This is a genomic window from Olleya sp. UBA1516, assembly GCF_002323495.1.
Lineage (GTDB): Bacteria > Bacteroidota > Bacteroidia > Flavobacteriales > Flavobacteriaceae > Olleya.
In genome coordinates this window covers 105,991-127,584 of record NZ_DCQO01000016.1, presented here as the reverse complement: position 1 = coordinate 127,584, position 21,594 = coordinate 105,991, and the positions used below count along the sequence as shown (strand labels likewise).

The following is a 21,594-nucleotide window of genomic DNA, read 5'->3' as shown; positions in this document are numbered from 1 at the left end:
CTGTAGTTTAGAATGGGTTTAAATTACTAGTGTTTGTAAGGTTTTGAAAAACATTGAGACGTCAATTTTTTTTTATTTTTTTTTGAAAGTTTTTGTTAAATGTTAAGACTTATTTAATGTTACAAAGATTTAAAAACCAATATAATGATGAAAAACAGCCTAATAATTGTGCTTGTTGTCAGCGGATTATTTTCCGCGAAAGCGCAAACCCTTAACGACTTTTTTACACAAACAGACGCCTTTTTAAAATCCTACGTGGTTAAAGGTAAAGTAGATTACAAAGCGGTAAAACAAAACGTAGCTAGTTTAAACACAATTTTAACTATTGCAGATCATATTACTGTAGAAGAAACAGATGCTAAAAACTATCAAGCTTTTTGGGTTAATGCTTATAATTTGTCTGTTATTAAAGGGATTGTTGATAATTATCCGATAGCTTCACCATTGGATAAAGCTGGTTTTTTTGATAAAACAACGTACAGTTTAGCTGGACAAAAGGTAACATTAAATACCATTGAAAATGAATTGTTGAGAGCCAAGTTTAAAGATGCAAGATTACATTTTGTACTTGTTTGTGGTGCTAATGGTTGTCCGCCTTTAATTGCAAATGCTTATTTGCCAAAAACACTTGATGCACAATTGGAGCAGCAAACTAAATTAGCGTTAAATGGTGATTATTTTGTGAAGGTAAATGATAAAAAGAAAACGGTTGAAGCTTCTGAAATCATGAAATGGTACAATGAAGATTTTGTACAAAACGGTATGACTGAAATTGAATTTATAAATAAATACAGAACTAATACAATACCTAAAAATTATAAGTTAAAGTACTTTTCTTATAACTGGAAACTTAACAAACAATAAAAAAAATATAACGCTTTCGCGGAAAGCAAAACAAAAAAAGCATGAAAAAACTAACTTTACTACTATTAGCTATTACAACCTCAATAACTGGTTTTTCTCAAGATGATGACACTTCAGGAAGTAACATTCAAACCTACACACCTTCTAAATTATTAAGTCAAGGACAATGGGATATTAAGTTTTTTAATAACCTTTATACACAAACAGAAAGTACGTTTACATCTGGTACTGAAGCTAGAGAAACTTATTTTACATCAACTGTAGATGTGTTTACTGGTATTAGTGATAGTAACCGTTTTAATGTTGGTTTACTATTAGAGTTTAGGTCTAATGTTATTGGAGATCGTGATGCTTTAGATGTGTTTAAATTTGATGGTGAATCAAATACAGCACGTTCTGGTTTTACATCTTTTGCACCTGCAGTAAAATTTAATCCTATAAAAAGTGTTAGTAATTTTACTATCCAGACCGCGTTTCATATTCCTTTAGTTGATAACGAAAGTGAAAACGGAGTATTTTTAGATCAAAAAGGGTTTACGTTTCAAAATCGTTTTTTTTATGATTATAATTTTAACTCTAAATGGCAGTTGTTTACTGAGCTTAATACAGAATATCACTTTGGTAAAAAAGAAGAAAGCTTTGCTAATAACAGTTTAAGCTTAACACCAGGTTTGTTTTTAAGTTATTTCCCGAGTTCTAAATTTACAGTTTTAGGATTAGTACAACACTCACAACGTATTGATACAGGTAATGATTTTGAACAAGATTTTACTGCAGTTGGAGGAGGAGCAAAATACCAAATTAGTGATGTGTTAAATATTGAAACCTTGTACTCTAAATTTGTTAGAGGTAGTAATACTGGTTTAGGACAATCTTTTAATATTGGTTTAAGAGCATTATTTTAATAAGTAACATTAATTTAAAAGTAAATATATCCTGCTGAAAAGCGGGATTTATTTATATTTAGTAAAAAAACATGATGCGCTTTATTCAGCTTTTACTTATTGCAATTTTACTTCAATCTTGTACAGCACAAGACAAAAAAATAAACGGAGTAAGTTTTGTGGCGCACAGAGATAGTATTACTCAGCAAAATATAGATCCACTTTTAAATGTTAATGCTAATTATGCTGCCATTATGCCTTTTGGTGTTATTAAAGATTTAGCTCATCCTGAGGTTAGTTATGGAGCCGAAAGACAATGGTTTGGTGAGACTAAAATAGGTGGCAAACAGTATGTAAATGCCTTAAAAAAAGACAACATTAAAATCATGCTTAAACCGCAACTTTGGGTTTGGCATGGCGAGTTTACTGGTTTTATAACAATGAAAACCGAAGCGGATTGGAAAATCTTAGAAGAAACTTACACTAAATATATTCTGGATTTTGCTCAAGTGGCTCAAGATACAAAAGCAGAAATTTTTTGTATTGGTACAGAATTAGAGAATTTTGTGGAAGAGCGACCAGACTATTGGATTAGTTTAATTACTAAGGTCAGAGCTATTTATAAAGGTAAATTAACCTACGCAGCTAATTGGAATGAGTTTGAAAAAACACCCTTTTGGGACCAGTTAGATTATATAGGTGTTGATGCTTATTTTCCGGTTAGTGATAGTAAAACGCCTACTGTAGAAGAGTGTTTAAAAGGTTGGGTTTTGCATAAAACAACTCTTAGAAGTTTTTCAGAAAAATTTAATAAACCTATTTTGTTTACCGAGTTTGGTTACCGTAGCATAGATTATGCAGCTAAAGCACCATGGACAGTAGATAGAATTGAAGAAAAAGTAAATCTAGAAGCACAGGTTAATACTACCAAAGCTTTATTTGAAGCTTTCTGGAAAGAAGACTGGTTTGCTGGAGGTTTTGTTTGGAAATGGTTTATAAATCATGACAAAGTTGGAGGTGTAGATAATAATAGATTTACTCCACAAAATAAACCTGCGGAAACCCTTATTAAAGAACACTATAAAGTAAATTAGATGAAGTATTTATTATTTGTTTTAACCTTTTTTGGAGTTACAATTGCACAATCGCAAAACATTACTGATTTAAAAATACAAGGTAATAAAAAGCTAAAATCTAGTTTCGTTAAAAAAGTAGCTAATGCTAAACCTGGTGCTGTTTTAGATAGTATCCAATTAGATGAAGATATTAAATTATTAAAACGATTACCATCTGTTTCTCATGCGTATTATCAAGTATTTCCTTCAGAAAATGGAGATTACAATGTGTTTTATAATATCGAAGAAAATTTTACCATTATACCTTCCTTTAATGTATATACCTCAAATGATGGCGAGTTTGCTTACAGACTTGGAGTGTATGAGTTTAACCTTTTAGGGCAAAATATGATTTTTGGTGGATTTTATCAAAAAGACATATTTAGTTCATATGGTATAAATTTTAGAGCACCTTATTTGTTTAGTCGTCAGTTTGGTTTGGCAATTAATCATCAAGATTTACAAACCTTAGAACCTGTTTTTTCTGATAATACAACTTCAGACTATAGGTACAGAAACAAATCTTTTGAAGTTTTAGGATTGTATCAGCCTAACTTTAATAACCGTTTTGAGTTTGGTATTAATTCTTTTTTAGAAGAATATGAATATCAGTCAGGTGCAACAAGTCCTGATGTTCCTCAAGCATTAAGTGTTAATAAATTATTGTATAAAGCAATCTACGAATACAATAATCTAGATTACAATTATCAATACGTTTCGGGTTTTAAAAGTCAATTAAATGTACAATATGTAACGTCTACTAGTGATGATTTACCTGAATTTTTAATTGGATGGAATGATTTTAATTATTACAAAAGAGTAGGGCAAAGAGGGAATTGGGCATCACGTGTTAGATTAGGATTGTCAAGTAATGACGATACGCCTTTTGCACCATTTTCAGTAGATAATAATTTAAATATTAGAGGTGTTGGTAATACCATTGATAGAGGTACAGGAGCAGTCGTTTTAAATACGGAATATAGACATACTCTATATGAAAAAGGTTGGTTTGCACTGCAAGGTAATGCGTTTGTAGATGCAGGAAGCTGGCGAAATCCTGGTGGAGATTTAGGTGATTTTGGTGATGCTGATAACTTACGAGTGTTTCCAGGTGTAGGCTTGCGTTTTATCCACAAATCCATATTTAATGCTATTTTTAGAATAGATTATGGTTACGGAATTTCAGAAAAGGATGGTCAAGGATTAGTCTTTGGTATAGGACAGTATTTTTAATAATAGTCTTAATTTAATTAAATATTAAAGTATTATATGAAATCAAACAGAAACCTTGTAATTGGTGATATTCATGGAGGATTAAAAGGATTAAAGCAATTGTTAGAGCGTATTGGTTTGATTGAAGATGATAGTTTTATTTTTTTAGGAGATTATGTAGATGGTTGGAGCGAATCTGCACAGGTTATACAGTTTTTAATTGAGTTTTCTAAGCAATACAATTGTGTTTTTATAAAAGGAAATCATGATGTTTGGTGTGAACAATGGTTAGAAGATAAAACCGTAAATCAAGCTTGGTTTGTTAATGGAGGCGAAGGTACAATAGCAAGTTATAATCCGTTTTCTGACGAAGACAAAGCCATACATTTACAGTTTTTTAAGCAAATGAAATTGTACCATCTTAATACTAATAATCAATTGTTTTTGCATGCTGGATTTACTTCAATGCATGGCGTAGAGAATGAAGTGCATTCTGAGACTTTATATTTTGACAGAACCCTTTGGGAAATGGCAGTCACTATGGATAAAAGAGTGAAAAAAGACTCTGTGTTATATCCTAAACGTTTAAAACATTATCACGAAATTTATATAGGACATACACCAACGATTAGGTTTAATTCCGATCAACCAATGCAAGCCATTAATGTATGGAATATTGATACAGGAGCTGCATTTACTGGTAAAGTTTCAGCTGTAAATATTGATGACAAAACGGTGTTTCAAAGTGATAATTTGCCTAAGCTATATCCAAACGAAACAGGACGAAATAGTATGTCTTATAATTCTTCTAAATAAAATTAAAGGTTTTTAACGCTTACAGATATTGTTCAAATAATAATCATGTAAATCTTTTGCAGAAGCACCAAACCATTTTTTTATATATATGACTAAATAATGATATTGTAGTGTCCAAACGCCATGTTTTTGATATAGTCTAGCTGAGGTTTTAAGCTTATGGTTAATCACAACAAATTCTTTGCGTTTATAAAGCTCATTTATTAAAATATTGTCTTCGTAGATAATGTAATTTTCATCATAACCACCAATATCATTAAATAACGCTTTGGTTATAAACTGACTTTGATCACCACCACGACTTGCACGCCAAGAAAACTGAGTTAACCAACTAGTAAAACGTAGCCACCAATGGTTACTATCAAATTGTAATCTAAAACAACCAGCATTATTGCCTTTTTTAATTTCTTCTAAAATTAATTGGTCATATCTGTTAGGTGGAAAAGAATCTGCGTGTAAAAAATAAAGTATATCTCCTTTTGAAGCTTTGGCACCAAGATTCATTTGCTTAGCACGACCTTTTTCAGAATGCAAAACTTTAATATTTAAACCTAATGCTTGGATAATTGAAACGGTATTATCAGTACTGCCACCATCCACAACTATAATCTCTTGGATAGTGTTTAAAGAGGCATTGTCAATTAAATGATACAATACTTCTGTAATGTGTTTAGCTTCGTTTAAAACCGGAATAATAATACTTATCATGCTGTATTTACGTAAGTTTTATTAGGTTGGTTTTAGTCATTTAAGTCCCAATTGTAATCTTTGTAGCTAATTTTAGCTTTCGCTGAAATAGTTATAGCTGTGTATTTATTTAAAAAGTCAATTAAACTTCCGTTTTGTTCAAAATCCTTATCAAACCATTTAAATATTTTTGATAATTTTAAACTGTTCTCTTTGATTTCGTTACGTTTGGTATCGCTTAAAAACTGTTTAGTTGCTACGGTTAATTGCGTTTCTAAATTTGAAGCTATAAATGCAGTGTTTTGTAATTTAGGACAAGAATAAGAGGCGCAAACAATAGCAAAATGTATGCGTGGTTCGTCCATTTTTCGTAAAATTTCGTGCTCAATGTCTTCTAAACTATACCATTTGTCTCCTAGTTTCCAAAGTTTTTGACCCCAAGGATTTTTAATATCTTTTATGCTTTTTACAGGATAGTTTTTTATAATTAAATCTATTGTTAACGCGTTGTATGCATTAATCCAATAGGCTAGTTTTTCTTCTTTTAAAATAGAATCAAATTCAGGTTTAGACTTTAATAAATCCAGGATATGTATGTATTCTAGTAATTTTTTATATTCAGTTTTAAATGATTTATAGTTCACATTTCCGTTATCAGAAACATGTTTTTGTAATAATTCATCCCATAAAAAATGAATGTTAGAATGCTCTGTTTTCGTAAGAATCTGATTGAATTCGTTATTTTTAGGAATTGAATCTTTTTTGTTTGATATAAATTTTTGTCGTTTATCAACAGTATGATATTCAGCAATTTTTACATCTTCAGTTATTGTGTATTTTGCTTTTTTAATTATGTAACTACTATCATTTGTTTTGTTGATAGTATCCATTTTAATTTTAGCTATAGCTTCTTTTTTAATGGTATTAGTTGCTATTTGGGTATTTGATGCAGTTTGTTTTGTGCTTTTGCAAGCGCAAAACAAGACTAATAATGCTAAGGCTAAAAGTTGTTTCATTTTTTTAAAGGATATAATTCTTGACTTATAAAATCTTTAGGAAACGTTTCGTCGCCTTCAAAACCTAGCTCGATATCACGTCCATCATGTGGTATGTAATTGGTTTTAAAAATATAATCCCAAATACTTAGGGTTATGCCAAAGTTGACTCCAAACTTTGTGTGCTCTGGTAATTGTTTTACGTGATGCCAAATGTGCATTTTAGGATTGTTAAATACATATTTTAAAACACCATAATCCCAACCTAAATTGGCATGATTTAAGTGTCCAACAGTAATTGCGAAAAAGTGCACAATAGCAACGTGTTTAGCATCAAAACCACCAATTATTGCAATAGGTATGTATAACATGGATTTGTATAAAACCGGTTCCATCCAATGATAACGTAAATGTGCAGCAAATCCCATTTCTTTAACACTGTGATGTACTTTATGGAAGTTCCATAAAAACTCAAAACGATGTAATAAATTATGAGTTATCCATTGTGTAAAATCTGAAATTATAAAGAAGATAAACAGTCCTAACCATAATGGTAAATTATCTACATCAAATAACTGAAAGTTAGAAATCGATAATCCAACAACGCCTAAAACATCATCAAAAAAACCAGCAGCAGTATTAGATAGTGCTATTAAAATGATAAGATTTAGTAAAAAGAAATTAAAAAACATGTAAAACGTGTCCAACCAAAAATCCTTACGGAAAATAGATTGCTTTTTGCGCCAAGGAAACACAATTTCTAAACCCCAAACAACTAATGATATTAGGATTAACCCATAAAAATAGTTGTCCCAATTATTTGGGAATATAATTTGGTGTTTTAGGTAATTCCAATAGCCAAAATAGGCGTTTTTTATTATTTCTAAATACTTTTCCATAGCTGGCTAAATTAGCCTTTTAGTTACTTTTTTGATGTAACTAAAGTTACATCGTGTTATAGTTTTTCTATCAACCCTTTAAATAATGTAATCATATCAGGTTCTGCTTTATTAGCCATAGCTATAATCTCACCAATGTCTACAGGTTTTAGATTACTTGGGTCGCATTCATCTGTTAAAACTGACACTGCAGCTACCTTTAAATTTAAATGATTAGCGACAATAACTTCAGGTACAGTACTCATGCCTACTGCATCTGCACCAATAATTTTAAGCATGCGGTATTCTGCTCTAGTTTCTAATTGTGGTCCAACAACACTAGCGTAAACACCTTCGTGTAATTTTATATTGTTAGTTTTTGCTATAGCTTTAATTTTTGCATTTATGTCTAAATCATAAGGTGCACTCATGTCTGCAAAACGCTCGCCAAGCTCGGCAACACCTTTAAAAGCTAGAGGTGAACTTCCTTGTAGGTTAATATGATCGTCAATAAGCATTAATTCGCCTTTCTTAAAGTCTAAATTAATAGCTCCAGAAGCATTAGAAACCAATAATGTTTTGATACCCAATTTTTCCATAATTCTAACTGGGTAAGTAACATCTTGTAAACTGTAACCTTCATAAACATGAAAACGACCTTGCATTACAATTACTTTTTTTCCAGCTAATGTTCCGTAAATTAATTTTCCTTTATGAAACTCGACAGTAGCAGTTGGGAAATTAGGAATGTGATTATAGCTCACCTCTTGAATAACTTCAAGTTCATCGGTTAATTTTCCTAATCCAGTACCTAAAATAATACCAACTTCTGGTTGGTCAAATCCTTTTTCTTTTAGGTATTCTACGGTTTTATTTATTTGCTTTATCATGTTCAATTAAGGCTTTTAAGGTTTGGTTGTTGGACATATCTTCGTATGTATCAACATCATTTAATGGTTCTAACAAAAATACGTTTTCCTTAACTAAATCCTTCATGGTGTCTTCAAAAACTGTTTCGGTTCCCCAAGATTTATTTTCAAAAATAGCAGGATGCAATTGTTTCATTCCTAAAAGATAATAACCACCATCTAAAGCAGGTCCAATTACTGCATCATTATTATCTAAAACGTCAAAAGCTTGATTAATATGTTCTGGTTTTAGATCGTATAAATCGCTACCAACGATAACTATTTTAGTGTAGCCAGAATCAAAACCCGTTTTAAAAGCATTAGACATTCTTATGCCTAAGTGGTCTCCAACTTGTTGGTGTTTTTGATATATGTCACTATTCCAAAGATCGTTTTCTCTAATTTTAACCGAATAATATACTGCCTTTTCACAGTCTATTTGTTGTAAAACGCTTTCAGTGTGTTCTAATAATTTTTTATATATCGCTAAAGCAGAAATATTGCCAATAGTCTTAGCTAATCTTGTTTTTACTTTTCCTAACTCAGGGTTTCTGGTAAAGGTTATTACTAGATTTTTATGCATGAATTTTTATTTTTTTGTAGAAGTTGTTTCAAATACTTTTATCCCTTTAGTTAGCCATTTGCTCCAAGCTTCATTAAAAGTATGTATTTGTTCTGTTTCTTTTTCTTCGGAATCTACTACAATAAAATCATTGTTTTTCCATTCAAATATGCCTCCATAAAGATTCAGGACGTTAGTGTAACCTTCGTCTTTTAGTTTCTTTGCAATGATTTCAGATCGTATTCCTAAAGAACAATAGACAACTATTTTTTTGTCTTTATTAGTGTATTGATTGGTAACTGTTTTAATGTCAAAAAAATCGTAACCTACTAAAGTTGCATTTTTAATGTGGCTGACTTTATATTCTTTAGGTTCTCTTGCGTCTAAGATAATAGCGTCAGTTTTTGGCATTGCCAATTCTTGCACAGTAATGTAAGGAACACTGTTTTTATTGTGTTTTTTTAGTAACTCATCTAATGTGTCTTGCGCTATGCTTTGTGCAGCAAAAAGACTTATAAATAAAAATAATACTGTTTTCATAGTGTTATAAATTAATTCCGAAACCTTGCAATCCACTTTCAATAGCTGGTAAAATTTCTGTATTATCCCAGATACCAGTCACTATTGTTCTTGCGTATTCTTCTGGTAATAAACCGTTTTTCATTAAACTATTAGTTAGCTTATAGTTATAGTCGAGCGTATGATGCGTAAATTTCATTTCACCATTAATTTCTTCTAAAATGGCATACCAACCTTGTGGTGATCCATCATTAGCAGGCATACCAATAACACCTGGATTTAACCATAATTTGTTGTCTTGCTCATGACTAAAAGGTAATCCGCAATGTCCAGCAATAATAATATCGCTTTTGGTTGTGTCTATTGTTTTTGCCTTAATATTCCAGTCTGTAGATTTAAATACAAATTCTGATACATTAAAATAATCACCATGTACAACGGTTACTTTTTTATTAGCATAATTAAAGGCAATATGATCCGGAAACGTTGCTAAATACGCTATCGAGTTTTTGCTTAGTTTACTTTGTGCATAAGGATACCAAAGTTTAGAAAATCCATCACATCGTGAGCCTTCAGTAAAATCGCATCCACAATCTGCTTCACCTTCGGTTAATTGGATTTCTACATTACCTAAAATACTTTTAGCATTCCAGATTTTTAAAAGCTGAACGGTTTCTTCTGGTTGTGCGCAATAGCCAACAACGTCTCCTGTGCAAATACAGTTTTCTGGAGCAATATTTTGCTGTTCAGCAATAGCTTTAAGCGCTTCTAAAGCTTGAAGATTACTGTAAACACCTCCAAAAAGTAAGACTTTACCAGATAATGTGCCTATATTATTTATTGTTTTATCCATCTAGGAACGAAATATAAAAGGTTACAACTAAAAATTCCCCAAACATTTACCCAAAGTAAATCTGCATAACGACCCTTTGTAAAAATTAAAGCTTCTGGGAAAACTTTGAATACTAATAAAAAGCCAAAAAGAATACCGCAACCAATACTTAAATAAAAACTGATTTTTGGCACTTTATAATTCCAGAATACAAATATTGGTGTTAAACCAATGACCATAGTTCCAGATATTATGGTGGCAGAAAGGATTTCGGCATTAAAAAATATAGGAATTGTACCAAGTACAGCAATGGCTACCATTGCTAATCTACCAAATGTTAGGCTTTTGCCTAATCCCAAATCGACTGCCAATAATTTTGAAAACGATGAAAACGTCGAATCCAAGGTTGAAGCTGCCGACGTAATCATAATAAAATTAATGACTAATAATACCACAACTCCAAATGCTTTTCCAACCTCTACAGCTGCTTGTCCTTTTAATCCTTGTGTTTGTGCATACACACCAATTAAACTAAAAAGAACAATGCAAATAGCACCTAATAAGCTAGCCCACAAAAAGCTTTTTCTAGTCACTTTTGGCGAACTAATAAAAGCTCTGTCTGTTAGCACTGGATCATGAAAAGGATAACTAAAGGATTGTATGATGGCTGCAAAAAACAGGTTTAAACCTAGTTCAAAACTCCAAGTTCCTGAAGTTACAATGTCTTTTGTGCTAAAATTTTCAACTGAAAAAATTGTATATAAAATAATGATTAATAATACCGAAAATAAAACCATTTGTATCACGTCTGTAAATATAGAACTGCTTAATCCACCTTTAATAGCGTAGCTAAGGGTTAATACAGTAAATACGATGATGGCTGTGTAATAGCTAGCACTTCCTGTTTCACCAAAGTAAGAGCCAATAACCATGGTGTTACTCCAAACCTCATTAAATAATCTAATGATAATTAAAAACGTGAAAACAGCAACCGCTTTTTTGCCAAATTTGCTAGTTAAAAAGTCATGGATACTTGTAAAACCACCTTTGGTACGTAATTGATAAATTAGTAATCCAGCAACCGCAAAACTTAGATAATATCCAGCATAAGCGACACCTCCAACCAAACCAAAATCTAATCCTAAATTTGCAGCATTAGTAATGCTTTTGGCAAAAATCCAAGAGATAATAAGGCTTCCCGTTAGGACTAAAACATTTGGTGATTTTTTATTGTGATTAGCTTTAAAAAAAGATGCAGTGGTTTTTGCATAAGGAGATAAAGCAAACAAGATTAAACTTGAAGCGATCACTAAAACCCATTGCCAAATTTCTGTACTCATTTTTTAGTTTTGGTCCCACCAAACTGGGAAGTTAATATCATTACCATTAGTAGCACTTGCTGCTTGATTATAGTTTTCGGCATTTAAAGCTTCTTCTTCTGCAGGATAAGGCATTCTTACAGGTATTAATCCATTGTTTAAACTTGCAGAAATTGCATTAAACTCAGGAAAACCTGTACGTCTGTATTCTACCCAACCTTCATAACCATTTATAAGGTTAGCAATCCATTTCTGGGTGATAATTTGTTGTAAAGGCGTTGTTCCAGGTGCATTATAAGCAGCATTGGTTGTTAGGTAAGTTGCAGGTAAATCGGTTTGCCAATACTCAAAAGCTTGTGCGACTCCTGTTTCATATAATTCTTGTGCATTGGCACTAATTAAGCCTTTTAAGGCAGCTTCAGATAAAATAAAATGAACTTCCCAAGAGGTAATAAAATTAGCATCCAAAACCGAAGTGTCTTCTCTAAAAGCACTTCCAGCTAAAGAATAGTCTGCCAAAGCAATTGAAGTTGATGAGGCGTCAATACCATTTATTAAACCATTAAATTGATTGGAAGACGAGTTTTCAAAAGGTTTAAAAAAAGTGTTTATTCTATCGTCATTTAGGTCAATTAAAATATTTTCCATCGTTTCCGATAGGACAAAATTATTGAAATCTCCTACTCTTAATTGAGCCAATCTAAAGCTATTTGGATCTGTGTTTGTAAAGTTGAAAATAGCATTTTCAGCTGTAGCTGAAATATAATTACCTTCATTATATAAGCTTTGTAATTCAGTTGAAGCATCCACTTGATCGGAAATACGAAGTAAATATTTCAATTTTAAACTATTAGCAAATTTTACCCAAGCGTCTAAATCACCATTAAATAAAATATCTCCTTCCAACGGAATCGCTAAATCGTAATTTGTAATAGCTTCAATCCCTTTATCAAGATTATCTAAAATACCGTTTTCATTTAAATAAATAGATTCTTGACTGTCGTAACTTGGTGTAACGGTTCCCTCAATACCATTAAAGGCTTCAAAATAGGGCACATCACCAAACAAATCTGTTAATCCTGCTGCCATATATGCTTTTAAAATTAAAGCAGGACCTTCATAAACCTTAAAGGTTGAGGTGGTTTTGGATTGCGTTAATATAATCTCATTATCACGTAAATTGGTGTAAAATATTGGCCAAGGATTTCCACCTAATTGTGGCGATTTTAAGGCGTGTCTGTCAAATAAATTGAAATCTAAAGCAGTCCTGTGTTGCGATAATAAATCGCCAGCAACAAAACCTTCGTAACTCATTTGTTCTCCAAAATCATAAATAACCTGACGTAGTAGCAAACTAGGTTGTACTGTGTTTGGTGCATTAGGATTGGTATTTATGTCTTCAAAATCTTTAGTGCAACTTGTGGTTAAAACAAGCGTAAAAAAGCTTAATATGTATAATGTATTTTTCATGATGTGTCTATTAAAGATTTAAACTTGCTTTTAGTCCAAAACTGCGAGATGTGGCATAACTCATGTCTTCCACACCACTAACAAAACCGTTACCTTGTACTGCTAATTGTTCTGGGTCAAAGTGTGGGTTTTCAGTAATAACAAATAGGTTTTTACCAATTAGAGATACTGCAATGTCTCCACCTTCTTTTAAGCCTAAAAAGCCTTCTTTTAATTTAAAATTATAGCCAACAGAAAATTGTCTCAATTTTAAGTAAGACGCGTCATAGATGTTATTTTGCTCTTGATTTCTGTCATAAAATTGTCTGTAATAGCTTTCTGCAGATATAGCTACAGTATTTGGTAAACCTGTATTAACATTAACTCCTTCTGCTACAATACCTTCGTCAGGTCTGTATTCTGTTTCGGCTAATTGTCCTCCAACATTACCTAATGCGCTAGTTCTTGATACAATTTCGCCACCTTGTCTCCAGTCAAATAAAAAGCTTGCAGTCCAATTTTTATAGCTAAAGTCATTGTTCCAACCTAATGTGAAATCTGGATTATAATTTCCAAGTTTCTGCAAAAAATTATTACTGATGTAATTACCTTGGTCATCTAAAACAAATTCTCCAGTTGGGTTAGTACTATAGCCTGTACCATAAATATCTCCAATCTGTCCACCTTCTTCAACTTGAAACCAAACCGTTTGATTGGCACTATCATAAATTCGGCTATAAGCCAAAGTTAAACGTCCATCTTCTTGAGGTAACTCTTCAATAGTTGCTTTGTTTTTAGCAAAATTGAAGGTTGTATTCCATTTAAAATTAGACGTTTTAATAGGAGTGAAGCCAGCAATAATTTCGACACCAGTCGATTTTACTTTTCCACCATTTACAACTTGTTGTTCATAACCGGATGAAATTGGTATTGGTAATGAAATTATTTGATCTTTAGTTATAGCATTATAATAGGTAAAGTCAAAACGAATACGATCTTTCAAGAAACGTAAATCTGCACCAAATTCGTAATTTGTAGTGCTTTCTGGTTTTAAATTAGCATTAGGAATAAAATCCTGATTGCTAAAAGTTGGTTGACTATTAAAAGGTGTTTGCGATACAAAAGCTCCGGAAGTTTGATATGGATTAGTATCGTTACCAACTTGTGCTACACTGGCTCTTAGTTTTGCAAAAGATACAGCTTCAGGAAGCTCTGAAACATTAGATAAAATAAAACTGGCTGAAGCCGAAGGATAGAAAAAAGAAGTACCATCCACCGAAAAAGGTGTTGCTAAAGCACTAGACCAATCATTACGACCTGTAATATCCAAAAACAGATAATCTTTGTAGCCTAATTTGGCAATACCATAAAAGGAATTGATACGTTTTTTAGAGTCAAATTGAAACACTTCAATAGGTGATGCAGCATTATTTAAATTAAAAATTCCAGGTTGTGCTAAACTAACTGTTTGTGATTGCTTGGTTGATGCTGTTTGGTTTAATCGGTTTCCACCAATAGATAGATCTAGTTTAAAATCGCCAAACGTATTATTGTAATTTAATAGAAAATCGGTATTAACTTCTCTGTAAAACACATCATGTTCTGCGTAAGCACCATTTTGAAAACGATTACTAGAATACGCACGTTTTAGTATTCTTTTTTCAGACGAATAATCCATTCCTGTTCTAACCTGAAGATTTAAATGGTCTGTAAGTTTATGTGTAATAGCAACGTTTCCGAAGACACGATCACGATTAAAACTATTTGTATTTTCGTACAAAATAAAATAAGGATTATCAAAAAATGTGTAGTTAAAACTATATTGTTGTACACCTTCTAAGCCTGGTTGCCAATAGTTTTTTAAGCTATTAATATCAAGGCTTCGTGGTCCCCAAGCTACCAAACTGTAATTTACATTTTCGCTACCATAACCGTTAGATGGTCTGTTGTCACTTGTAGAATTGGTGTAAGATAGTGAGGTTGAAATAGTCGTTTTTTCTGTGGGCTCAAAATTTAGTTTTGCAGCAACAGTTTGTCGGTCTAAATTAACACCAGGAATAATAGATTCGCTTCTTAAATCTGTAAATGATAATCTATAATCACCAGTATCAAAACCATTAGAAATAGCAATATTGTTTATTGTAGTAATTCCTGTTTGATAAAAATCTTTTAAGTTGTCTGGATTAGACTGAAATAAGGTTGGTGTAATAGCGTCACCAGAATATAAAGCAGTATCTCCACCACGTACAATAGTTCCGTTTGCTAAAGTCACTGGACTATTAAACTGCGGAAGGTAAATACCAGCATCCAATTGTGGTCCCCAAGAATAGGTAATGTTATCATTAATTCCGCCTCCAAGACCATCAACATATTCAAATTGTCCAGAATTACCTTGACCGTAACTATTCTGAAATTCTGGTAATCTAAACGCATTGTCAACAAGTAACGACGTGTTAATGCTAATCCCTAAACCTTTAGTTTTTTTACCATCTTTGGTTTTAATAACAATCACTCCGTTGGATGCACGCGTACCATATAAAGCAGCAGCACTTGGACCTTTTAATACAGAAACTTCTTCGATATCGTCTGCATTAACTTCCATAGCTCCATTTCCAAAATCTATTTCCTGAAAACCAGCAGCAGCTTCGTTTGTAAAGTTAAAAACAGTATTATTATTAATTGGCACTCCATCTACTACAAACAAAGGATTGTTGTTAGAAAATGAAGCTTCACCACGAATCGTAATTTTTGAAGACGATCCAACACCTGTTGCACCTTGAGAGACTGTTACACCTGCAAGTTTACCAGCCAAATTATCAATAAAGTTAACCGTTTTAACTTCGGTTAAACCTTCACTTTTTAAGGATTGTACTACATATCCAAGTTCTTTTGTATCTCGTTCTAGACCCAAAGCAGTAATGACTACTTCGTCTAAATTAGAGGTGTCCTCTTCTAAAATAACATCAATAACCGATTGATTATTAATTGCAATTTGTTGTGTTTTGTACCCAATAAATGAGAATGTTAAGTGTTCCGTTTCGTCAGAAATTGTAATAGAGTAGTAACCGCTATTATCGGATATTGTTCCGTTATTTTGGTCTGCCAAAATATTAACGTATGCTAAAGTTTGACCATCTTGGGCACTTGTTATAGTACCAGTAATTGTGGTTTGTGCAACGCTAAATGTACAAACAAGTAGCAAAGCACATAAGTAAATGTGTTTCATTTAAGTTAAATTAGTTTCAGTGTAAAATTGGCTAAAAGCCACTATTGGTAGGTGTAAACTAATTTAGGAGAGCCTTTATTAAAAGGTAATTGTTGTGGTAATAATAGGTATTGTAATTCTGTGTGTTTAAGTATCGCTTTCGCGGAAAAACATAGCTGTAGTATTATTGTTTTTAGTGCTTTTGAAACCGTTTTGTAACTATTTAATATAGCTTTTAAGTCTTTAAACGAATCGATATCGTCTAAGGTTTCAAGCGTGCTAAAAGTGATTTTAGTTGAAGATAAATAGTGTAATGTTGTGCTTTTTAAAGCTGAAGATTGCCAAGGTAAATTTTTAAATTGCTTAGCATTAAAAAGGCTTTTGGTTAAGCCCATTAAATAAAAACCACCATCTTTTGATGGTCCAAAAACCAACTGATTATTGTTTAGTTTTTGGTAAGCTTCATTAATATGTTTTGTTTTTAAGTGTGGTGTATCGTTTCCGATAGAAATAACATTAGTAAAACCGCTATTAAAAACCGATTGAATAGCATTTGTAAATCGATCACCAAAGTTTAAACCTTGTTGCTGTGTTTCGGTAAAATGAAAAAAGGGTAATCCTGTTTTTTTAACTTTTCTAATCGTATCGTTTGTAAGAGTTTCAAACAACTGACTATCAGTAAAAGATTTGCGTTTAGCATCCTCTTTAGCAGAATTAGAAAAAATTAAAATGGCAGTTTTAGTCTTCATTTATGGATTTCCGCGACAGCGAAAAAAGTTAGTTTTATATTAAGCAACAACACCTTGACAGCTGCTTCCTGCGCCTGCAGTACAACCATAACAATGTTGAGAAATTATAATGTTTCGTCCTTCTAATAATTCTGTTTTGTACTCAGAAATGTGTTTAGATTTACTGTTTACAGGTAGTTCTAGCATTTGATTAAAATCGCAATCAAATAAATAACCATCCCAACTTACAGACAATGTATTTGTGCACATGACGTTTGCCACAGCAGCAGGATTATAAGCCTCTACTAATGAGTACATATAATCTTCATAGTTTTCTGAAGCAATTAAATAATCTAAAAATCTAGCAATTGGTAAATTGGTAATCGCAAATAAGTTATGAAACTGAATGCTAAAATCTTCCATCAACGCTTTCTTAAAGTCTTTTTCCATAGCCATTTGATCACCTGGTAAAAAAGCTCCTGAAGGATTGTAAACTAAGTCCAGTTTTAAATCGCTTCCTGGCATACCATAACCAACAGCATTTAATTCTTGCAATGCTTTTATAGACATGTCAAAAACACCTTCGCCACGTTGTTTGTCCGTTTTTCCTCTAGTCCAATGTGGCATTGAGCTTATAACATGAATATTATGCTTTTTGAAAAACTGAGGTAAATCGTAATACTTTTTGTTAGCACGAATAATGGTTAAATTAGAACGCACGATAAAGTCTTTAATTCCAATTTTTGAAGCTTCTTCTACAAACCATCTAAAATTTGGGTTCATTTCTGGAGCACCTCCTGTTAAATCTAAAGTATGCGCACCAGTTGTTTTTATAACATCCAAGATTTGTTGCATGGTCTCTTGGGTCATAATTTCCTTTCGGTCTGGACCTGCATCTACGTGACAATGCTCGCACACTTGATTACACATGTAACCGACGTTAATTTGCAGAATTTCTAGTTTTTTCGCTTTAAGCGGAAATTGACCAGTTTCAGAAATTTTATCTTTAAAAGTTGGTAATTCGCCATCAGCAAAAATTCCACCAGATAAAATCTCTAGTTGTTTATTGCTTTTTGCTAAATCGCTACCTAATTTTTTAAGGGATTTTGTTGCCATTAATCGTGTTGTCTTATTTGTAATTCTTACGTAAGTAATACCAAATTGGTTTTATTTTAACCGTCTAATTTGTTTACTTTATTCATCATTTGCACACCATGTACTAAAGTTGCACCGCTTTTTATAGCAGCTCCAACATGTATGGCTTCCATCATTTGCTCCTTTGTAATACCACGTTGTAAGGTGTCTTTGGTATAAGCATCAATGCAATATGGGCATTGCTCTGTATGTGCAACAGCTAATGCTATTAATGATTTTTCGCGAGCAGTTAAAGCGCCTTCTTCAAATACTTTTCCGTAATAGTCAAAAAACTTGTTTCCAAGTTCTTCATTCCATTCTGTTATTTTTCCGAATTTTCTTAGGTCCGCTGGATCGTAATATGTTTTTGCCATTATGATTTTTTTTAAAGATATAAATCTAAAACCGTTTTGTCGTAAAGTTTTAGTAGTACTAACAAAAGTACTGTTATTTATGATAAATTAATAGGTTGTAGGTTTTGGTAAGGTGTATTTTTTAGTTTGAATAACTTCGTTTTTAAGGACTGTTTTATTCAAAAAATAAAAGATATCGTCAAGATCTTCAGGGTGTACATTAGCTGCGTCATGAGTTCCATTTTTGACAAGGTTTAAAAAGTATGAACTTTCTAAAGTATCTAATTTTTCGGTAATAGTTTTAGCACCATGTAACATAATATAACCAGGTTTTGTTGGTATACAGTGGTGGTGTGGAGCACTGCCAAAGGGTACTGCTTTATCCTGCGTTCCATGTGTAAGTGCTACTGGTATTGCATTGTCAATAGTCAAGTGGTCTATATCCAAAAATGCACCAGAAAAACCAATTACTCCTGCAAATTTAATGTCTTCATACTTGCTTAAATCTGAAATAAAAAAACGTCGCATAAATGATGCATGTAGTGCTGTCTCTGCTCCAGAGCTACTTCCTGCTGCAATAATTTTTGTTGTATCTACTTGTAGCATGTTGCTGTTTTGATAGATAAAATTAGTAGCGTCTAAAAAATCGATAACTGCCTGATTAAAGGTGAACATCTTGTCTTCTTTACTACAATTGCAACTAAAGCCAGTATCTGTTCCTTTTCTTAATAATCTATATGTTATCGATACTCCAATATATCCGTTTTTATTGGCAGCATTAACGATATTCAACTCGTCAATACCATTACGTCCACCACTAGAAAATCCACCACCATGCATCCAAATGACAACAGGTAAGCTATCTGTTGGTTTAATGTTTTCTGGCGTGTAAACATCTAATTTAAGTGTGTCTAATCCTTTTGTGGCGTAGGTGTAAGTTTTCATGTTTTGAGCTGGACTGGAAAAAAAGGTTAATACAATAACTAGTATGCATAGGTTTTTCATAACACGTATAATAATCTAAATTTTGCCAAATAACAGATTTTTATGTTAAATATTTTAATTTAGCAATAAATATATTTCTATGGATTATTTTGTGATTGCATCAATATTAGTACTTATATCAGCCATTTTTGGGTATATAAATGTGCGGTTTTTAAAAATGCCTAATACCATTGGCTTAATGTTAATTACCATTGTGTTTACTTTAGGAGTTTTTGCATTAAGTTATTTTGATGATACTTTACTAAACGCAGAGAAGTTTATAATTACACAAATAGATTTTAAAAGTGTTCTATTAGACGTTATGCTAAGTTTTTTGCTTTTTGCTGGTGCTTTGCATACTAATTTTGAGCAGCTTAAAGTACAACGTTGGCCTGTTTTTGCATTTGCGACCTTTGGTGTTTTGATTTCGACATTTTTAGTTGGTGGTGCGATGTTTTTTGCTCTGCCAATTATAGGCTTACATATAGATTTTATATACTGTTTATTGTTTGGTGCATTAATTTCGCCAACAGATCCTATTGCTGTTTTGGGTATACTGAAAAAGGCAGGTGTGCCTAAAAAATTAGAAACTAAAATTGTTGGAGAGTCCCTTTTTAATGATGGTGTTGGTGTTGTTATATTTTTAACCATTTTTAAGATTGCCGATTTAGGTATTGAAAATGTTAGTGCTTTAGAAGTTGTAGAGTTGTTTGGTGTTGAGGTGCTTGGTGGGATTGCATTAGGTTTGATATTGGGTTGGATTACGTACAGATTAATGAAATCCATTGACGATTATGATATTGAAGTTATTATAACCCTAGCTGCTGTTATGGGAGGAACTGTTTTAGCACAAAAACTGCATATATCAGCGCCTTTAGCAATGGTAACTGCTGGTTTGGTAGTTGGGAATGATACCGTTAGAGATAGTGCTATGTCGGATACTACAGAGGCTTATGTAGATAAGTTTTGGGAGTTGTTGGATATTCTTTTAAATACGATTTTATTTGTTTTAATAGGAATGGAAATGTTAGTGTTAACCTTTAAATTTGAGTATTTGACTGCTGGTTTATTAGCAATTCCTTTAGTGTTAGTTTGTAGATATATTTCATTGTTAATACCAATAAAATTCTTTGAAAACAAGTTGGACTTTGTTCCAAAAACTAACCTGATTATGACTTGGGGTGGATTGCGTGGCGGAATCTCTATTGCATTAGCCTTAGGACTTACAGAGGTTATGGAGCGTGATTTAATTTTGGTAATTACCTATGTCGTGGTTGTCTTTTCTATATTAATACAAGGTATGACCGTTGGTAAATTAGTTAATAAGTTAGAAATTAAATAGCCTTTATGCAAAACTGGATTAGTCTATTATCTGATTTTAAGGCAAAACAACAGCCCATTGCTTTTATTACGGTATCTAAATGTTTGGGGTCAACACCCTGTGTGGTTGGTTCTAGAATGATAGTGACCAAAGACAAACAAATTTATGGAACCATAGGAGGTGGGAAGTTGGAGTTTAAAGCTATTGACGAAGCCTTAATTGCTATTAACGACAACAGGATTATACAGTCTAGTTACACATTAGGACCAGAGTTTGAACAATGCTGTGGTGGAAAAGTCGAATTTATTATAGAACCTATGAATCAATCGCCAGAGTTATTTTTATTCGGAGCTGGACATATCGGAGTAGAAATTTGCAAACTTTTAGTGGACACACCTTTTAAAGTTAATCTTATAGATTCTCGAGACGATTGGTTTTCTAATTTAGATTTGGACGCAAGTATCACAACTCATCAAACCACCGAAACCGATTTTAAAACATTTAAGGATGTTGTAAAATGGGGGAGTAATAGCTATGTTTTAGTGTTAACGCATAATCATGCAATCGACTTTGATATTATAGCATTGGCGTTGCAAAATCAAACTAAATTTTTAGGTTTGATTGGTAGTAAAACCAAAAAAGTAAGATTTAATAATATGCTTATTAAAGATATGAATATTCCTGAAGGCATGACTAATGTAGTTTGTCCCATTGGTTTAGACATTGGAGGCGATACACCAAAAGAAATTGCTATAAGCGTTGTTGCCCAATTGCTACAAGTGCATTATCAATCTATACTTAAATAGTAATAATAAGTGTCATTGTTAGC

The 21,594-nt window shown here is 32.4% G+C and carries 21 protein-coding genes; 7 read left to right on the top strand and 14 right to left on the bottom strand.

Going from position 1 to position 21,594, the window contains the following annotated elements; all coding sequences use genetic code 11:
- Positions 1-144: 144 nt before the first annotated feature.
- The 5 genes from B2989_RS09620 (at position 145) to B2989_RS09600 (ending at position 4,891) form a co-directional block, all read left to right on the top strand.
- Positions 145-864: a DUF547 domain-containing protein gene (locus B2989_RS09620; protein ID WP_292947888.1), complete on the top strand. Its 720-nt coding sequence runs from the start codon at positions 145-147 to the stop codon at positions 862-864.
- 41 nt (positions 865-905) lie between these two features.
- A complete protein-coding gene (locus tag B2989_RS09615; protein ID WP_292947885.1) occupies positions 906-1,769 on the top strand; it encodes a hypothetical protein in 864 nt (287 codons plus the stop codon).
- 74 nt (positions 1,770-1,843) lie between these two features.
- Positions 1,844-2,842 (top strand): glycoside hydrolase family 113, encoded by a 999-nt coding sequence (locus B2989_RS09610; protein ID WP_292948099.1) that lies wholly within the window; start codon positions 1,844-1,846, stop codon positions 2,840-2,842.
- Positions 2,843-4,096 (top strand): POTRA domain-containing protein, encoded by a 1,254-nt coding sequence (locus B2989_RS09605; protein WP_292947882.1) that lies wholly within the window; start codon positions 2,843-2,845, stop codon positions 4,094-4,096.
- Positions 4,097-4,132: 36 nt separating this feature from the next.
- The gene (locus tag B2989_RS09600; RefSeq protein WP_292947879.1) at positions 4,133-4,891 is read left to right on the top strand and encodes a metallophosphoesterase family protein; all 759 of its coding nucleotides are present in this window, start codon (positions 4,133-4,135) and stop codon (positions 4,889-4,891) included.
- Between the two features lie 12 nt (positions 4,892-4,903).
- On the opposite strand, the gene B2989_RS09595 is transcribed toward B2989_RS09600, so the two are convergent.
- The 14 genes from B2989_RS09595 to B2989_RS09530 all read right to left on the bottom strand — a co-directional run bounded on the left by B2989_RS09595 (position 4,904) and on the right by B2989_RS09530 (position 19,405).
- Positions 4,904-5,599 carry a TIGR04283 family arsenosugar biosynthesis glycosyltransferase gene (locus B2989_RS09595; RefSeq protein WP_292947876.1) on the bottom strand — a complete coding sequence of 232 codons (696 nt, stop codon included), beginning with the start codon at positions 5,597-5,599 and terminating at the stop codon, positions 4,904-4,906.
- A 32-nt stretch (positions 5,600-5,631) separates the two neighbouring features.
- Positions 5,632-6,594 (bottom strand): DUF547 domain-containing protein, encoded by a 963-nt coding sequence (locus B2989_RS09590; protein ID WP_292947873.1) that lies wholly within the window; start codon positions 6,592-6,594, stop codon positions 5,632-5,634.
- Positions 6,591-7,472, bottom strand: a complete 882-nt coding sequence (locus B2989_RS09585; RefSeq protein ID WP_292947870.1) for a sterol desaturase family protein — start codon at positions 7,470-7,472, stop codon at positions 6,591-6,593. The genes B2989_RS09590 and B2989_RS09585 overlap by 4 nt, the downstream gene beginning before the upstream one ends.
- Before the next feature lie 56 nt (positions 7,473-7,528).
- Entirely contained in the window at positions 7,529-8,341 is an 813-nt protein-coding gene (locus B2989_RS09580) for a purine-nucleoside phosphorylase (RefSeq protein WP_292947867.1), read from the bottom strand.
- Positions 8,322-8,942 (bottom strand): TIGR04282 family arsenosugar biosynthesis glycosyltransferase, encoded by a 621-nt coding sequence (locus tag B2989_RS09575; protein ID WP_292947864.1) that lies wholly within the window; start codon positions 8,940-8,942, stop codon positions 8,322-8,324. Before B2989_RS09575 ends, B2989_RS09580 begins: the two co-directional genes overlap by 20 nt.
- A gap of 6 nt (positions 8,943-8,948) precedes the next feature.
- Positions 8,949-9,461, bottom strand: coding sequence for a rhodanese-like domain-containing protein (locus B2989_RS09570; RefSeq protein ID WP_292947861.1), 513 nt, complete (start codon positions 9,459-9,461; stop codon positions 8,949-8,951).
- Between the two features lie 4 nt (positions 9,462-9,465).
- Positions 9,466-10,293: a metallophosphoesterase family protein gene (locus tag B2989_RS09565; protein ID WP_292947858.1), complete on the bottom strand. Its 828-nt coding sequence runs from the start codon at positions 10,291-10,293 to the stop codon at positions 9,466-9,468.
- Positions 10,278-11,612: a sodium:solute symporter family transporter gene (locus B2989_RS09560; RefSeq protein WP_292947855.1), complete on the bottom strand. Its 1,335-nt coding sequence runs from the start codon at positions 11,610-11,612 to the stop codon at positions 10,278-10,280. Before B2989_RS09560 ends, B2989_RS09565 begins: the two co-directional genes overlap by 16 nt.
- A 3-nt stretch (positions 11,613-11,615) precedes the next feature.
- Complete coding sequence (locus B2989_RS09555) at positions 11,616-13,061, bottom strand: SusD/RagB family nutrient-binding outer membrane lipoprotein (protein ID WP_292947852.1); 1,446 nt, start codon at positions 13,059-13,061, stop codon at positions 11,616-11,618.
- Between the two features lie 10 nt (positions 13,062-13,071).
- Positions 13,072-16,266 (bottom strand): SusC/RagA family TonB-linked outer membrane protein, encoded by a 3,195-nt coding sequence (locus B2989_RS09550; RefSeq protein WP_292947849.1) that lies wholly within the window; start codon positions 16,264-16,266, stop codon positions 13,072-13,074.
- 41 nt (positions 16,267-16,307) lie between these two features.
- Positions 16,308-16,994 carry a TIGR04282 family arsenosugar biosynthesis glycosyltransferase gene (locus B2989_RS09545; protein WP_292947846.1) on the bottom strand — a complete coding sequence of 229 codons (687 nt, stop codon included), beginning with the start codon at positions 16,992-16,994 and terminating at the stop codon, positions 16,308-16,310.
- 39 nt (positions 16,995-17,033) lie between these two features.
- Positions 17,034-18,089: an arsenosugar biosynthesis radical SAM (seleno)protein ArsS gene (gene arsS, locus B2989_RS09540; RefSeq protein WP_292947843.1), complete on the bottom strand. Its 1,056-nt coding sequence runs from the start codon at positions 18,087-18,089 to the stop codon at positions 17,034-17,036.
- A gap of 56 nt (positions 18,090-18,145) precedes the next feature.
- The gene (locus B2989_RS09535) at positions 18,146-18,481 is read right to left on the bottom strand and encodes an arsenosugar biosynthesis-associated peroxidase-like protein (protein ID WP_090838001.1); all 336 of its coding nucleotides are present in this window, start codon (positions 18,479-18,481) and stop codon (positions 18,146-18,148) included.
- A gap of 87 nt (positions 18,482-18,568) precedes the next feature.
- Positions 18,569-19,405 carry an alpha/beta hydrolase gene (locus B2989_RS09530; RefSeq protein ID WP_292947827.1) on the bottom strand — a complete coding sequence of 279 codons (837 nt, stop codon included), beginning with the start codon at positions 19,403-19,405 and terminating at the stop codon, positions 18,569-18,571.
- 139 nt (positions 19,406-19,544) lie between these two features.
- Between B2989_RS09530 and B2989_RS09525 the strand changes: the two genes are divergently transcribed.
- Both B2989_RS09525 and xdhC read left to right on the top strand, forming a co-directional pair.
- Positions 19,545-20,786: a cation:proton antiporter gene (locus B2989_RS09525; RefSeq protein WP_292947824.1), complete on the top strand. Its 1,242-nt coding sequence runs from the start codon at positions 19,545-19,547 to the stop codon at positions 20,784-20,786.
- A 5-nt stretch (positions 20,787-20,791) separates the two neighbouring features.
- On the top strand, positions 20,792-21,571 hold the full coding sequence (gene xdhC / locus B2989_RS09520; RefSeq protein WP_292947821.1) for a xanthine dehydrogenase accessory protein XdhC: 780 nt from the start codon (positions 20,792-20,794) through the stop codon (positions 21,569-21,571).
- Positions 21,572-21,594 lie beyond the last annotated feature (23 nt).

Coding starts and splice junctions, on each gene's coding strand:
- B2989_RS09535 (WP_090838001.1), bottom strand. CDS start 18,481: ATGGCAAAAACATATTACGATCCAGCGGACCTAAGAAAATTCGGAAAA.
- B2989_RS09570 (WP_292947861.1), bottom strand. CDS start 9,461: ATGAAAACAGTATTATTTTTATTTATAAGTCTTTTTGCTGCACAAAGC.
- B2989_RS09600 (WP_292947879.1), top strand. CDS start 4,133: ATGAAATCAAACAGAAACCTTGTAATTGGTGATATTCATGGAGGATTA.
- B2989_RS09550 (WP_292947849.1), bottom strand. CDS start 16,266: ATGAAACACATTTACTTATGTGCTTTGCTACTTGTTTGTACATTTAGC.
- B2989_RS09615 (WP_292947885.1), top strand. CDS start 906: ATGAAAAAACTAACTTTACTACTATTAGCTATTACAACCTCAATAACT.
- B2989_RS09610 (WP_292948099.1), top strand. CDS start 1,844: ATGCGCTTTATTCAGCTTTTACTTATTGCAATTTTACTTCAATCTTGT.
- arsS (WP_292947843.1), bottom strand. CDS start 18,089: ATGGCAACAAAATCCCTTAAAAAATTAGGTAGCGATTTAGCAAAAAGC.
- B2989_RS09605 (WP_292947882.1), top strand. CDS start 2,843: ATGAAGTATTTATTATTTGTTTTAACCTTTTTTGGAGTTACAATTGCA.
- B2989_RS09620 (WP_292947888.1), top strand. CDS start 145: ATGATGAAAAACAGCCTAATAATTGTGCTTGTTGTCAGCGGATTATTT.
- B2989_RS09590 (WP_292947873.1), bottom strand. CDS start 6,594: ATGAAACAACTTTTAGCCTTAGCATTATTAGTCTTGTTTTGCGCTTGC.
- B2989_RS09585 (WP_292947870.1), bottom strand. CDS start 7,472: ATGGAAAAGTATTTAGAAATAATAAAAAACGCCTATTTTGGCTATTGG.
- B2989_RS09555 (WP_292947852.1), bottom strand. CDS start 13,061: ATGAAAAATACATTATACATATTAAGCTTTTTTACGCTTGTTTTAACC.
- B2989_RS09580 (WP_292947867.1), bottom strand. CDS start 8,341: ATGATAAAGCAAATAAATAAAACCGTAGAATACCTAAAAGAAAAAGGA.
- B2989_RS09595 (WP_292947876.1), bottom strand. CDS start 5,599: ATGATAAGTATTATTATTCCGGTTTTAAACGAAGCTAAACACATTACA.
- B2989_RS09525 (WP_292947824.1), top strand. CDS start 19,545: ATGGATTATTTTGTGATTGCATCAATATTAGTACTTATATCAGCCATT.
- B2989_RS09565 (WP_292947858.1), bottom strand. CDS start 10,293: ATGGATAAAACAATAAATAATATAGGCACATTATCTGGTAAAGTCTTA.
- B2989_RS09545 (WP_292947846.1), bottom strand. CDS start 16,994: ATGAAGACTAAAACTGCCATTTTAATTTTTTCTAATTCTGCTAAAGAG.
- xdhC (WP_292947821.1), top strand. CDS start 20,792: ATGCAAAACTGGATTAGTCTATTATCTGATTTTAAGGCAAAACAACAG.
- B2989_RS09530 (WP_292947827.1), bottom strand. CDS start 19,405: ATGAAAACTTACACCTACGCCACAAAAGGATTAGACACACTTAAATTA.
- B2989_RS09560 (WP_292947855.1), bottom strand. CDS start 11,612: ATGAGTACAGAAATTTGGCAATGGGTTTTAGTGATCGCTTCAAGTTTA.
- B2989_RS09575 (WP_292947864.1), bottom strand. CDS start 8,942: ATGCATAAAAATCTAGTAATAACCTTTACCAGAAACCCTGAGTTAGGA.